Consider the following 13108-nt stretch of genomic DNA (forward strand, 5'->3'; position numbering starts at 1 on the left):
GTAGCACGTATCAGGTACATCAGATTAGATCTTCCGTACATTCCGTCAGGCTCACTGATTTCTATATAATTTCTCTAGAGCACAAGGGCTTCGGTACCTGGCGCTGGCCGTTCCTGCTGCACAACAGCAATTGAAGTGAGAGCTAGGATGGTTCGTTCTCCTGTTCTTCAGGTGAGCACACCGCCATTCCCGCATTGTCATACTCCACGCGAGAAAGAGGCTGTCATGAGCAGTATTCGACCGATTGCCTTCGGCGTAAATTACACGCCCCGGGCAGGCTGGTTTCATTCATGGCTCGACTTCGATGCCGATCAGACAGCACGCGACCTCAATGCGATCGCCGCTTTAGGAATGGATCACATCCGCATCTTCCCGCTGTGGCCATTGCTCCAACCCAATCGCACACTGATTCGCCAATCAGCAATCGACGACGTGCGCCGCCTCGTGCAGTTGGCACACGAACGTGGAATGAGCACATGGGTCGATGTCCTGCAGGGACACCTGTCATCTTTTGATTTTCTTCCTTCGTGGACGGTGACCTGGCATCATGATGATCTCTTCACGTCCGAGCGTATTCGCAGCGGACAGGCCGCCCTCGTCAATGAGTTGAGCACACAGTTGGCTGACGAGCCCGGCACGGCCGGCATATGCATTGGAAACGAATTTCCTCAGTTTGCCGCAGCACGCCATCCCGATCACAGCAGGGTCGATACAGACGGAGCGCGTCGCTGGCTCACTGAAATATTCGGGGCAGTTGATCGACGCTGTGCATGCGTGCACTGCTTTGATGATGACCTCTGGTTCGATGCCACTCATCCGTTCATTCCACCATTTGCAACACAGTTCGGCGATCTGACTACCGTTCATTCGTGGGTTTTTGCCCACGTCGGGCCGCGTTACGGCAAGCGGCATCCGGCACTGGAGGTATTCGCGCGCTACCTGGTCGAGCTGGCCTGCGCATGGAACAGATACTGCAACGTGCCTGACCGCGGCGTATGGCTTCAGGAGGTGGGCGCTCCGATCACATGTGTCACGGCTGAGGACGCTGCAGACTTTGCTACCGCAACAATCCGCGGAGTGATCGACGTGCCGGAGTTGACTGGCATCACCTGGTGGTGTTCCCATGATGTGTCCCGCAAACTGGCTGACTTCCCCGAACTGGAGTATTCACTCGGCCTGATCGACAGCGACGGTAAAGTCAAGCCCGTCGGGCGGGCAGTAGCCGAATTTGCTCACGCTGTGCGTTCCGGTGACAATATCGGCACGGCTGGCGCTGACTCAGCTGAGCGTCCCGTACTAGACGTGCCAGCAGACCCCGCATTGCGTCACGAGGCAGGCCCCCAGGGCGACGTCTTCGACACTTTCCAACGCATCTGGACCAGGGATCACGTGTGGCCTCAGCTGCGTGTAAACCACGCGTGATAGTACGCGTAGAAGTTCGCGTTGCCCCAGCTTGAGCACTGGTCGCCGGGATGACCGGCGAGTGCGGCATCGTTGGGCTGGTAAGGCGTGTAGTTATACAGATTTGCTGTGGCCTGATTCTCTACCATCACATCGCTGCCACCGCACGCCTCGTCGGGGTGGAATCGGATGGTGTTGACCTGCCCAGGAATCACGTCGTACATGCCGGGGGCGCCCTCGTAAATTCTGAACTGCCTGGCAGCGTGGAAGACCTGCGTGGCAAAACCTGCATACTGCGGGTCGCACGCCTGTCGGTCGGGGCATGCGTATCCCATCGCGGAGGCGTAACGACTCGGGACCAACTTCACGCCCGAAGCGGTGATCAATCCCTGTTCCTTTTGGAGCATCACCAGCAGCACTTCCGGGTTAATGCCGCAGCTGAGAGCAGTTTTGGAGATAATCGATGCCGGGGTGTCGCCCGTCTGACCCGCAAAACCATCGCAGTACTCGTCGGCGGGGATGTCGGCTGTGTCTTCACGGTAGGAACTCAGGCACGGCGTGCCATCAGGACCGGGTCTGCAGCCATCGTTCCACTGGGTGATGAACGCTGTGATCTGATCCTGCGTCAGTGCGCGGTCATTGAAGAATTCCTCGTCAGAGATGATGTTCGACGGGTCGAAGCCCGAAAAATCCAGCGGCGGTGTCACAGGCCCCGAAGGTGGCGCAGAGTGCGCGGGCGGTTCAAACGTGTCCTTCTTACTGCGGCTAGACAGCGTCGTCGTCACAAGGGCGACCAGCGCGATCACCATGGCGACTGCGAGCACGATGATTCCGATCGACGTCAACGCTGCCCGAGGCGACTGGCTGTCGGAGTGGTGACTATTGCCTGTGCTCACGGATATAGTCAACCACGCCCGGGATAGAGCGTTCGAGAACCTGGAGGGTGTCGACGAAATCCTGATGCCCGCCATACCACGGGTCAGGAAGATCCAGGTCCGAATCTGCCTGCGGATCGAATTCGCGCATCAGGTGGACATCCGGATCCGTTCCAGTGCGTGCAGCCATGCGCTCGATTGCCCGTTCATGGCCGCGAGTCATCGCAATGATCAGGTCCCACTGGCTCAGTTCACTGGGCAGCAGCTGGCGCGCCCGATGGGTGGGGATGCCGTATCCTGCTTCGCGCAGCACACGCTCGGCACGATAATCGATCGGGTTACCCTCCTCCTCATCGGAGATCCCTGCCGAATCCACTCGCACATCAAGGTCCGCGTGCTCAACAGCTTCACGAAGGAGCTGTTCGGCCATTGTGGATCGACAAATGTTTCCGGTACATACCATGACTACTGAAAACGACATGCGACTATTGTGCCTGATACACCTGAGTGCCGCCGATCAGGTCGAGCAGCTCACATACCGCTGCGGCAGAGATGCGCGCGGCCTTGTCGCCGTCCATGTGGAAGTCCTGGCCGGCCTGCGGGCCACACAGGTCGGATACCGCCCGCATGCTGATCCAGGAGGTGCGTGTGCCGAAGCAGACCTGAGCTACACCGGCTGTTTCCATGTCGGTCGCCAGCGCTGCAGGGAAACGAGTGCGAACAGTGTGGACAGTGCGCGCGGTGACAAATGAATCGGCGGAGATGACCTGGCCGGCGCGCACACCCTCGACACGGGCGGCACATGCCGCAGCGTGCTGCCCTGCAGTGTATTTAGGAGGCATCTGCGGAATCTGGCCGGGTGCGTACCCGAATTCTGTGGCATCGGCACTGGAATACACGGTGCTGGTACCGACGATGACGTCACCCACCTGGGCTTCCTCATCCAGGCCACCGCATGTTCCGGCAACAACGACTAACGCAGTCGCCGGGTCCTCGACGAATGTGAGTGCGCGGGCTGTGGCGCTCGCAGCATTCGCCAGGCCGATACCGGATTCGACCACCACGACGTCGTGGCCGCGCAGTGTCCCTCGCGTAAAGACCTGCTGGTGAGTGTCAGCATGGCCGATAATGTGGCGGGTGGCGCCTGGCTCAAGCTGGTCGACAAACGGTGCTGCTTCCATCGCCATGGCGCACTGGATAAAGATCATCACGCACGTATTATCGCCGGCCTGCAATCCTGCCGCCACCTTTGGATATACGTGTGTCCTACACTGGAAATGTCAGGGACAACGGAAAAATCTCCAAGTTTAAGATCAGAGGGAGCCACAGATGACGTTACCCGCGCACAGCGATCTTGCACCCACATACTCACGCTCACCGAAATCCGAGCCACGCAATGTGATCGTGCATTTCGGAATGGGAAACTTTCATCGAGCTCACCAGGCCGCCTACCTTGATGAACTGTTGCGTCAGCATGATGATGACGTGCCGGAGTGGGGCATCTGCGGTGTAGGCGTGCTGGAGCGAGACCGACGTATGCACGATGCTCTGCATGCGCAGGACTGCATGTACACTCTGGTCCTCAAAGCACCCGATGGCTCGTACGATGCGCGCGTGATCGGCTCGATCATGGATCATATGCTGGCGGTAGACGATACTCAGGCAGTGCTCGACGTGCTTGCAGCTCCCTCGACTCGCATTGTGTCGCTGACGATCACCGAGGGAGGCTACCCGATCGATGATGCGACCGGTGAATTCGCCCCGGATGACGCTGCGCGTGAGGACGGTCAGTCACCTCAGTCGCCTCACACGCCATTCGGATTGATCGTCGAGGCACTCAGGGAGCGCCGCGAGCGCGCAATTGAACCGTTCACCGTACTGTCGTGCGACAACCTGCCGGGCAACGGTCACATTGCGCACGATTCAGCCTGTGGGCAGGCAGCACTGTCGGATCAGGAGCTGGCGCAGTGGATCGACGACAATGTTGCGTTCCCGAACTGCATGGTCGACCGGATCACGCCCGTGACCACTGACGAAGATCGCGAACTGGTCGAACAGCAGTGGGGGATCGAAGATGCGTGGCCGGTTGGCGCTGAACCGTTCATTCAGTGGGTTATTGAAGACAAGTTCCCGGCAGGCCGCCCGCAGTGGGAAGAAGTCGGCGCCCAGATGGTCACGGACGTGGTGCCCTACGAGCTGATGAAGCTCCGCCTGCTCAACGCCGCCCACCAGATGCTCGCACACTGGGGCCGCCTGTTGGGAATGACCTACGCACATGAGGCCGCTGAAGATCCGGACATTGAAGCTGTGACGCGCGCCTACCTGGAGCGTGAAGCACTGCCGACCCTGCGTCCCGTGCCGGGCATCGACCTCGACCAGTATGTCGATACGCTTTTCGAGCGTTTCACCAATCACGCCATTGCTGACACGCTGAATCGTCTGGCCGAAGACGCATCGGACCGCGTGCCCAAATTCGTTCTGCCGGCTCTGCGCGGATGCATCGAGCAGGGTCGCCCGGTTGATCTGGGTGCGGCGATGTGTGCGGCGTGGGCGCTCACACTGGAAGGCAACGACGAGGACGGCGCGCCGATCACCATCAACGACCAGTATCGGGATCGCCTGATCTCGCTGGCGCAGCAGCAAAAGGCCGGAAATGCGCGCGCTTTGCTGAGCGATGCCCGCCTGTTCGGCGAGCTGAAATCAACCAGTGAGTTCGCGGATCGCTTCGAACACTGGCTGCACGCAATTCGGCGCGACGGTGCCCGCGCCGTGATGCGCGAGCTGATTACTCAGGCGAACTGACGCTTAGCGGGCTGCTGCTTCACCGGCAGCACACGCAACTCCGATGATTCCGGCGAGGTTACCCAACTTCGCCGGAATGATCGGTGTCTTCAGGTCCAGCAACGGCAGGAACTTGTCGTGATTTTCCGACACGCCGCCCCCTACGACAAACAGGTCGGGCGAAAAGAGCATTTCGACATGCGAGTAGTAGCGCTGGAGACGCTCTGCCCACTGCTCCCACGTCAGGTTGTACACCGTCTTCTGGCGGGCTGACGCGTGTGACTCGGCGTCACGCCCGTCAATTTCAAGGTGTCCCAGCTCGGTGTTGGGAACCAGTGTGCCGTCAATGAACATGCCGGATCCGATGCCCGTTCCCTGCGTGGTGACAATGACAACGCCTCCTACGCCGGCGCCTGCACCAAAGCGAACCTCTGCCAGGCCGGCTGCGTCGGCATCGTTAATGACGACGGTGGGCCGTCCCAGCTGAGTGGAGAATCGTTCCTCGGCGTTGATGCCAACCCATTCCTGGTCAAGGTTCGCCATGAAGGGGATCACGCCGTGTTTGATCGGTGCGGGGAAAGAAATGCCGACGGGCACGTCGTCTGCAACGTCAAACTGGTCGATCAGTTGTTGGCATGCGGCGATGACGTGGTCCGGGGTGGCCGGAGCAGGTGTGGGGATTGTGATGGGGTCGCGCAGGACGCGCCCGATCTTCAGGTCAACGAGTGACCCCTTGACGCCTGATCCACCAATGTCGATTCCAAATGCCTGGGTAGCCATGGGACCTGCTCCGCTCTTCATGCCACGATTGTTTACTTACCGATCTTACTATTCCACCACGTCGCCCTCAGTGCGAACATCTTCAAACGCGTTATGCCTCATTCGTGCAGAACTCGGCAGCCACGTGGTGCGGTTTCATGCGCAGCGCACTCACCCGCACAGAGCCAGTACGCGGCGGTCTGCTCCTTCCAGGCGGAACGGCCCAAAGCGGCGCGGCGCGGCAATGCGTTGATTCTGGTCGGTGACACAGATGCGCTCCCCTAAACGGTCGACCATAACGGTACCGACCGCATCGACAGCGATAATCCCGTCTTCATCCAGTCGAATCATTGTCGGAATATCGAACAGGATCGGACGTGCTTCATTTTCGCTGACCATCCGTGCCGCCGCTGTGATGGTAGTACGTCCCGCTTTCATCGCGTCGATCAGCGCCTCGGGCGTACATTCTTCAGCTGCCAGCCATGTGGTCGGCATACCGGGGCGCAGCGGTGTGGAGTAATGATGGAAGTCTCCTCCGCCCATCACCACCACATCGTGTTTCCAGCGGGCATGCCACGCCAGGATCGAGGTGTCAGTCGGGCGCAGGTACCAGCTTCCGTGATACAGCTCCGCGCCTGGTGGTTCCGTCTCCAGTGGATGCAGCCACGAGCAGTCATCGGACACCGGGTGATTAATGGACATGAATGCGTCACGCTCAGCAGCTTCGTCCACCCACCGTTGCGCCGGTTGGCGAAAATCGATAAAGCCGACCTGGCCCCACGCGTTGGCGTGCCCGCGGTGCGTTGTCATCTCCTGACCGGGAATCAGCGTAATTCCGTGGCGAGCACTGACAGCCGCCAGGTGGGGATGGTGGCTCACTGTGTTGTGATCCGTGCAGCCGAGGTAGTCAAGGCCGGAGGCGACGCCCTCGTTCGCGAGTTGCCACAGCGACAATTGCCCGTCGGAATGCAGGCAGTGATTATGCGGGTCACCTGCGTACCACGTCAGTCCGGGCGGGGCAGGCAGTCCGCGTTCACTGCCGCGCACCTCACGGTGGATCGGCTCATCGGCCGGTCCGTGGTCAATGGATCCGCTGGCGGGTGTGCGCACGCACACCGTCACGTCGCACCCGTGCGAAGGGACAGTATGAAGTCCGAGGACGACTGCCCACGTGCCCGACTCCAGGTCACCGGGAATGTAGCCCGGCGTGGCGTCGCTACGGGCAATGATGAAGCTGGTGCGCGCACCCCCGGACCATCCGCGCCAGCCCTGCGGCGATTCGCAGCCCATGTCGATACCAGCGCCGCCTTCGCGCGAAAAACTCAGTGTCGCTTCGATGGAGTCGAACCCATCAACCTCGAACTCGACGCGCGGGTAACGGTTGGCGGCCTGATCCGCCAGGGTCACGCGGAAGGTGCGTTCAACAAGTGTGCGTTGAACAGGTGCCATCACTGATCACCTCCGCCAATTCGATGACCTGTTTGAGGATCGAAGACAAGCACCTTTGAGACAGGGAATGCGAACCAGCATTCCTGGTCGACATGGGGAAGCGGACTCTCGGGCACAACTGCCTGGAATCGGTCATCTCCGCAGCGTGCGGTCAGGAGGGCCGAGGCGCCTAGATTCTCCACAGTCGCAATCCTGGCGCGCAGCGCTCCGGGCGTTTCCGTTTGCGACCACGTAACGTATTCGGGACGGATTCCCCATATGACGGGTCGCGGGTCGCTGCCGGGCACGTCAATGCTGATAACCGATGCGGCCAGCGGAATATGGATCCCGAATGCATCCAGCATCGTTACTCCGTTCTCAACCTTGAGCGTCCCAGCATTCAGGTTCATCGGATGCGATCCAATAAAGGACGCCACAAAAGCATTCTCTGGCGAGTGAAACACCTCGCGGGGCGTTCCTACCTGTTGGATCTTCCCGTCCTTCATCACTGCAATACGATCTGCCAAAGCGAGCGCTTCAGCCTGATCATGCGTAACGAACACCGAAGTCAGACCAAGCTCACGCTGAAGCTCCTTCAGGAAGGATCGCGCCTCAAGACGTAACCGAGCGTCGAGGTTTGACAGCGGTTCGTCCAGCAGCAGGACGTCAGGACGGGTGGCGATCGCACGGGCCAGAGCGACACGCTGCTGCTGTCCGCCTGATAGCTGGGCGGGTCTGCGTTCAAGCAAATGCTCCAGTGAAAGTCGTTTACCAGTTGTTTCGGCCGCTTCGCGGCGAACCTCTCGTGAGGCCCGGCGGACCTTAAGCGGGTAGGAGATATTGTCGGAAATATTCATATGCGGGAACAGTGCGTAGTCCTGGAAGACCATCGCTACGCCTCGATCACCCGGCTCCACCTCCGTCATGTCGTCGCCGTTGATTTCAAGTGAGCCCCCGGTAAGTTGCTCGAGACCTGCTATGAGGCGAAGTAAAGTGGTCTTGCCGCAACCCGACGGGCCAAGCAGCGCGAAAAATTCACCCTCATGAATGTTCATGGAAACTGAGTCCACGGCACGCACCCCGTTCGGGAATTCTTTGACCAGCTGGCGCATTGAAACGGTCTCAGTCATGATTTGATTCCTCCGTAGAAGCGAAAACCGAAACGACGGTTCACAAAGAAATAGATCAGCAACACCGGCAACGCGAAAACCAGTGCGAATACGGACAGGAGCCGCAGATCCACCTGCCCCGCCTCCGTGTAGAAGGTGTACATCACTACTGCTGCTGGCTGCTTGCTGGGATCACGCAACAGGATGAACGGAACAAGGAAGTTACCCCACACCTGCACAACCGTCCAGATTGCCACGAATGCTATACCGGGCCGGGCAATGGGGATCACAACGTCCCACAGGATACGTGCAGGACCTGCGCCGGCCAATCGCGCGGATTCTTCATAAGACTTAGGGACAGAGTCCATGAAGTCTTTCAGAATGAAAATGACGGTAGGCAGCATGCCTCCGGTGAGAACCAGGATGACACCTGTGTGTGTATCGATCAGCCCAATGGCATTCATCAGCTGAAAGGTGGGAACCATGGCGGCAGTGCCCGTCACGATGGATGAAAGCAGAAGCATGCCGTAGAGCAATCCGTCTCGCATGGGAATGCGCACCCGTGAAAGTGCGTATGACGCAAGGGTGCCTCCAACGACTGTCAGCAGCATCGTCCCACCGGCAATGATCAGGGAATTGACGATTGACGCAAACGCATACGGATTGTCAGCCAGACGATGAAAGTTGGCCAAAGACCATTCGGGCATCTTCAACGCCATCGTCGGGTTCTCATCGAAAGGTGCGATGAAAAGCCACGTCAGTGGAAGTGCAAAGAACACTCCAATGAACCCAAGCAGAATTGAAAAAACGATTCTGTGCAGGACATGTCGACCATGTGCGCCTATGGACGTCGTGCTCATGGAGTCTTCTTTCCGCGTCCCACCCGCATATAGATCAGGGCAATGATGAGGTTGATCACCAGCATGAGTACTGACAGTGCTGCTCCCAAGCCCAGCTTTCCGCCCGGAATTGCTGTTTTGTAGATATATACCGAAAGGATTTCCGTCTTGCGACCCGGGCCTCCGGCGGTCAGGAGGAAGGGCGTAAATGTATTGAATGTCCACAACGTGATCATCAGGGTATTCGTGAGAATATGGCCACGAATGGTAGGAATCACCACGTCATTGAGCTGACGGAAAGGTGACGCACCAGCCATCCTGGCACTTTCCAGCAGCGAGGGAGCCACCGATGACAGAGCGGACGAGAAAAGCTGCATCGAGAACGCCGTTCCACACCAGATGTTGAAAATGATGATGACGGTGAGCGGATGGTCAATGAGCCAAGCGGTGTTCGGGGTGTGCACAAGCGCATTCAGTGTTCCGCCACGCCGGTCAAGCAGAGCGAGCCACACGAATGCGCCGACTGACCCTGGGATAACCCACGCGGCAAGGACGACGGATTCCAAGAGTGTGCGGGCCCACCCTGCAATGCGCCGCGTACTCCACGCGAGGAAGAAACCGGTTACCGTTTGCCCCACCACGCCCGAAAGAGCGACAAAAACAACACTGAGACGCACCGAGTTCCAAAATGAGGGATCTTTCAGTGCGTGAAAATAGTTATCCAGCGCAACAAACTGTGTGTTCGCTGCGGCGCTGCCTGTCAGCCTGAAGTTCGTCATGCCTAGCACAATCGTCCAGACAGCCGGAAACAGGAGGAACAACGCGATAAGCACGAGCGCCGGAATGACGAATGCGCTAGCTCGGGCTTTCCCGAGCCCCGCAACGTCATCGGCACGTACGCGGCGACGTTTCATGGTGTCAGTTCGCACTCGCGACCGCTTCGGCTCCGACGATTCCTTCAAGCGTGGACACATACGTGGCAAGGGCATCGTCAATGGACACGCCTGCGACAACGTCCTCAGTGAGCTGCTGGATGGCGACAGAAACCTCCGGGTACTCAGCTACGCCTGGACGATAGGACGTAATCGGCAGAACGTTTTCCGAAACATAGGTGAGCATGGGTTCGTTGGGCAGGAGCTTTTCATTAACATCGAGCCGCGGAGAGATTGACAACGTGCCTTTTGCCCGCACCTCGAAAGCCTCCGGTGAGCTCATAAACGTCAATAATTCCCATGCTTCTTCAGGGTGCGCACTGGCAGGATTGAGAACCCTGGCGACACCACCTGACATTGAAACGAAGTCCTGCGAGCGCACGCCCTTTCCTGGCTGCATCGCCGGAATCAGCGTGTAGCCGACAACTTCCTCACGGTTCTCAATCGGAGCTGTTCCCACACCTTCAGCCGGGTTGATCACTGACCGCCACAGGTAATCGCCTTCAAGAAGAATACCGATCTTACCGGCCGCAAATTCAGCGAAGGAATTATCACGCCCAGCGCTCTCCTGCTGCAGGATCGGGTCACCAAGTTCTTCATCAACATAGATGGTCTTGTAAAGGTTCACAACTGCGCGCATCCCAGGGGTATCGCCGCGCCATTTGCCATTTTCCCACAGCTGCTCCCCGGTTCCCACCAGCATTGGGAGGAAGCCCTGCATTGTGGTTGCTTCACCCATTGCCGTACCGGCATTGAGCTGGATCGGTGTGATTCCATCCAGTTTTTTCAGTTGGCGTGCCGCATCGAGAACGTCATCCCACGACTTCGGTTCCCACGGTTCAGGAAGCCCAGCCTTAGCGAAGAGCTCCCTGTTGTAGTAAAGGACGCGGCCATCAGCGCCCACCGGAACACCATACAGATCATCGTTGAAGGACGCGGCATTTTGAACAGCTTCAGGGATCTGCTCCCAGCCATCCCACTGGCTAACCGCATCTCCTACAACCTCTTTCAGCGGCTTAATGTAGCCTGCCTCCGCGAATTCCCCGATCCAGATTCCGTCCAGTCCGACCACGTCAGCGCTCTTGCCTGATTCAAAGTCAAGCGCAATCTTGGTTTTGTAGTCTTCATCGCCAACCCCCTGCGGGATGAACGTCACCGTCACATCTTTACCCGCCTGAGCCTGAGCTTTTTCGAATTCGGGAATAACCCAGTCCTGAATCCATTCGGCTTCAGCCGCTCCCTTGCCTCCGGCAATCGAGTTGGCAGTGATCGACAGCGAAATGGCTCCCCCATCTTCGCCCGAGGATTGCCCCGCATCCGGCTGATCGCTTTCGCCGCCTGAACCCGATGAACATGCGGTGATGAAAGTACACGTTGCTGCAGTTAACAAAGCTGTGTGAACAAGACGATTGTGACGCTTCATGATGTGAAAACCTCTTTTACGCGTGAGCTGTATTGGTACAAATTCTGATTGTCAGATTGTCAGATGGTGTTCACTGTCTGATCCGAAGGGGCCGCCGCGTCAAAAGAACAGGCACGCGGCGAGCTGTTCTTCGAGTCACACCCAGTCTTATTCGCACTCACCTACTTGTCAACCAGGATGCGACATTCATCCGAAACATCTCGTCGCGTGCCGTCAGCACATGGTGTGCTCAGTTTCTGTTCGGCATATCCTCCATGCGCGTGCGTCGCGAACGTGGCGTATACCTGCGGTCCAGAACGACGGCTGCCGCGCCGATGGCGCCGGCATCCTCGTCCATAATCGACTCCATGATCTGCACGTCACGGTGACGCTGAGTTGCAGACTCCGCCAGCAGATCCTCCACAGCTTTCTGGTAGTAGGGCTGCAGTTCCTTGAAATACGGACCGCCCAGCACGATCAGGTCAGCATCAATGAGTTCTACTGCCCCCACCGTCAGAGTTGCGATACGCTGCGCAGCTGCCTGGAGGATGTCGCGTGCTTCCTGGTTGCCATTTTCGGCCTTGTCACACACCTGGTGCAGAGCTTCGCGCACAGCGTGGTGGTCGGCGCGCGGCGGAAGATCACCGTCGATGGCACCCTTTCCGTGAGCCCGCTCTACAAGCAGAGCAGGATCGTTGTCGAGGCCACCGTCGCTATCCTCTTCGAACATGCCCAGCGTCTTCAGGATTGTGCCCACTTCACCGGAGTTACCGGACGCTCCGGCAAGCGGCTCACCATCGACCGCCAGGCCAAGTCCGATTCCGGCACCCAAGTATACGAAGACCATCGTTGAATCCAAGATGTCGCCACCGCGCACCCAGCATTCACCGATCGATGCCGAAATCGTGTCTTTGACAACCGGAATGGGCTTTTCAGCTCCCAGCCCTTCCGCCAGCAGTGCACCCAGCGGCGCGTCCTGCCATTCAGGAAGCCAGACGGATTCCCTAAGCGATCCGTTCGCCACGTCAACAACTCCAGGCACTGCCATGCACACGCCGACAATTCTGTCTTCCGGCACACCGGTTCGTTCCACCAGCTCCCGGATCCTTCCGGCAGTCTGCTTCATCGCCTCAACCGGATCAGCCAGGGTTGGCTCATCGGAATCGCTGGAGGCAACGACACGGCCTTTCATGTCGAGCATAACCAGGCTGGTCACCGCCGGATCGACGTGAACGCCGATCGAGTAGGCAGCTTCCGGGACCAGATCAACGATGACGTGGGGACGCCCTCGTCCACGAAAGTCCGTGCCGATTTCCCTGAGGACGTCGATGGACAGCAGGTGACGAACGATTGCCGACACTGTTTGAACCGACAGCTGGGTGCTTGCGGCAATATCACGCTGGCTCGCAGGTCCCAGACGTCTTAAAGCATTTAGGACAACTTTTTCGTTATATTGACCAACTTCTACCAGACTGGTCCCGATTCTCATCTTCCCCTCCGTTAGAGTATTGAGCGACCATCCGCAACGGTGGCAGCAACAAACATAATCACCTACTACTTTACGCAACTTGAAGTCCAATTA

Annotated in this window: 12 protein-coding genes; 2 read left to right on the forward strand and 10 right to left on the reverse strand. The window is 58.4% G+C overall.

Translation table 11 applies throughout. The features are described from left to right. Positions 1-225: 225 nt before the first annotated feature. A complete protein-coding gene (locus QP093_RS07335; protein ID WP_285015945.1) occupies positions 226-1422 on the forward strand; it encodes a glycoside hydrolase 5 family protein in 1197 nt (398 codons plus the stop codon). Here QP093_RS07335 and QP093_RS07340 read toward each other — a convergent pair. The 3 genes from QP093_RS07340 to mtnN are packed head-to-tail and all read right to left on the reverse strand — an operon-like array spanning position 1398 to position 3484. Beyond that, positions 1398-2297 carry a hemagglutinin gene (locus QP093_RS07340; protein ID WP_285015946.1) on the reverse strand — a complete coding sequence of 300 codons (900 nt, stop codon included), beginning with the start codon at positions 2295-2297 and terminating at the stop codon, positions 1398-1400. The genes QP093_RS07335 and QP093_RS07340 overlap by 25 nt on opposite strands. After that, positions 2281-2757 (reverse strand): low molecular weight protein-tyrosine-phosphatase, encoded by a 477-nt coding sequence (locus tag QP093_RS07345; RefSeq protein WP_285015947.1) that lies wholly within the window; start codon positions 2755-2757, stop codon positions 2281-2283. Before QP093_RS07345 ends, QP093_RS07340 begins: the two co-directional genes overlap by 17 nt. 4 nt (positions 2758-2761) lie before the next feature. Beyond that, positions 2762-3484, reverse strand: coding sequence for a 5'-methylthioadenosine/S-adenosylhomocysteine nucleosidase (gene mtnN / locus QP093_RS07350; protein ID WP_285015980.1), 723 nt, complete (start codon positions 3482-3484; stop codon positions 2762-2764). Positions 3485-3605: 121 nt separating this feature from the next. On the opposite strand from mtnN, the gene QP093_RS07355 reads away from it, so the two are divergent. After that, the gene (locus QP093_RS07355) at positions 3606-5078 is read left to right on the forward strand and encodes a mannitol dehydrogenase family protein (RefSeq protein ID WP_285015948.1); all 1473 of its coding nucleotides are present in this window, start codon (positions 3606-3608) and stop codon (positions 5076-5078) included. Positions 5079-5081: 3 nt separating this feature from the next. On the opposite strand, the gene ppgK is transcribed toward QP093_RS07355, so the two are convergent. The 7 genes from ppgK to QP093_RS07390 form a co-directional block, all read right to left on the reverse strand. Then, positions 5082-5837: a polyphosphate--glucose phosphotransferase gene (ppgK, locus tag QP093_RS07360; RefSeq protein ID WP_285015981.1), complete on the reverse strand. Its 756-nt coding sequence runs from the start codon at positions 5835-5837 to the stop codon at positions 5082-5084. Positions 5838-5987: 150 nt separating this feature from the next. Then, positions 5988-7265 carry a CehA/McbA family metallohydrolase gene (locus tag QP093_RS07365; protein WP_285015949.1) on the reverse strand — a complete coding sequence of 426 codons (1278 nt, stop codon included), beginning with the start codon at positions 7263-7265 and terminating at the stop codon, positions 5988-5990. Continuing rightward, positions 7265-8374, reverse strand: coding sequence for an ABC transporter ATP-binding protein (locus QP093_RS07370; protein WP_285015950.1), 1110 nt, complete (start codon positions 8372-8374; stop codon positions 7265-7267). The genes QP093_RS07365 and QP093_RS07370 overlap by 1 nt, the downstream gene beginning before the upstream one ends. Further along, positions 8371-9213, reverse strand: coding sequence for a carbohydrate ABC transporter permease (locus tag QP093_RS07375; protein WP_092648957.1), 843 nt, complete (start codon positions 9211-9213; stop codon positions 8371-8373). The genes QP093_RS07370 and QP093_RS07375 overlap by 4 nt, the downstream gene beginning before the upstream one ends. Further along, positions 9210-10106, reverse strand: a complete 897-nt coding sequence (locus tag QP093_RS07380) for a carbohydrate ABC transporter permease (protein WP_285015951.1) — start codon at positions 10104-10106, stop codon at positions 9210-9212. Before QP093_RS07380 ends, QP093_RS07375 begins: the two co-directional genes overlap by 4 nt. A gap of 4 nt (positions 10107-10110) precedes the next feature. Beyond that, positions 10111-11547 carry an extracellular solute-binding protein gene (locus tag QP093_RS07385; RefSeq protein WP_285015952.1) on the reverse strand — a complete coding sequence of 479 codons (1437 nt, stop codon included), beginning with the start codon at positions 11545-11547 and terminating at the stop codon, positions 10111-10113. A gap of 229 nt (positions 11548-11776) precedes the next feature. Continuing rightward, positions 11777-13015 carry an ROK family transcriptional regulator gene (locus QP093_RS07390; protein ID WP_285015953.1) on the reverse strand — a complete coding sequence of 413 codons (1239 nt, stop codon included), beginning with the start codon at positions 13013-13015 and terminating at the stop codon, positions 11777-11779. Between the last annotated feature and the right edge of the window lie 93 nt (positions 13016-13108).

Source organism: Pauljensenia sp. UMB10120 (genome assembly GCF_030212035.1).
Taxonomy (GTDB): domain Bacteria; phylum Actinomycetota; class Actinomycetes; order Actinomycetales; family Actinomycetaceae; genus Pauljensenia; species Pauljensenia radingae_A.

Bases quoted from the DNA above. Each gene is read 5' to 3' on its own strand.
- QP093_RS07375 (WP_092648957.1), bottom strand. From the start codon at position 9,213: ATGAGCACGACGTCCATAGGCGCACATGGTCGACATGTCCTGCACAGA.
- mtnN (WP_285015980.1), bottom strand. From the start codon at position 3,484: ATGATCTTTATCCAGTGCGCCATGGCGATGGAAGCAGCACCGTTTGTC.
- QP093_RS07345 (WP_285015947.1), bottom strand. From the start codon at position 2,757: ATGTCGTTTTCAGTAGTCATGGTATGTACCGGAAACATTTGTCGATCC.
- QP093_RS07370 (WP_285015950.1), bottom strand. From the start codon at position 8,374: ATGACTGAGACCGTTTCAATGCGCCAGCTGGTCAAAGAATTCCCGAAC.
- QP093_RS07390 (WP_285015953.1), bottom strand. From the start codon at position 13,015: ATGAGAATCGGGACCAGTCTGGTAGAAGTTGGTCAATATAACGAAAAA.
- QP093_RS07335 (WP_285015945.1), top strand. From the start codon at position 226: ATGAGCAGTATTCGACCGATTGCCTTCGGCGTAAATTACACGCCCCGG.
- QP093_RS07365 (WP_285015949.1), bottom strand. From the start codon at position 7,265: ATGGCACCTGTTCAACGCACACTTGTTGAACGCACCTTCCGCGTGACC.
- QP093_RS07385 (WP_285015952.1), bottom strand. From the start codon at position 11,547: ATGAAGCGTCACAATCGTCTTGTTCACACAGCTTTGTTAACTGCAGCA.
- QP093_RS07380 (WP_285015951.1), bottom strand. From the start codon at position 10,106: ATGAAACGTCGCCGCGTACGTGCCGATGACGTTGCGGGGCTCGGGAAA.
- ppgK (WP_285015981.1), bottom strand. From the start codon at position 5,837: ATGGCTACCCAGGCATTTGGAATCGACATTGGTGGATCAGGCGTCAAG.
- QP093_RS07355 (WP_285015948.1), top strand. From the start codon at position 3,606: ATGACGTTACCCGCGCACAGCGATCTTGCACCCACATACTCACGCTCA.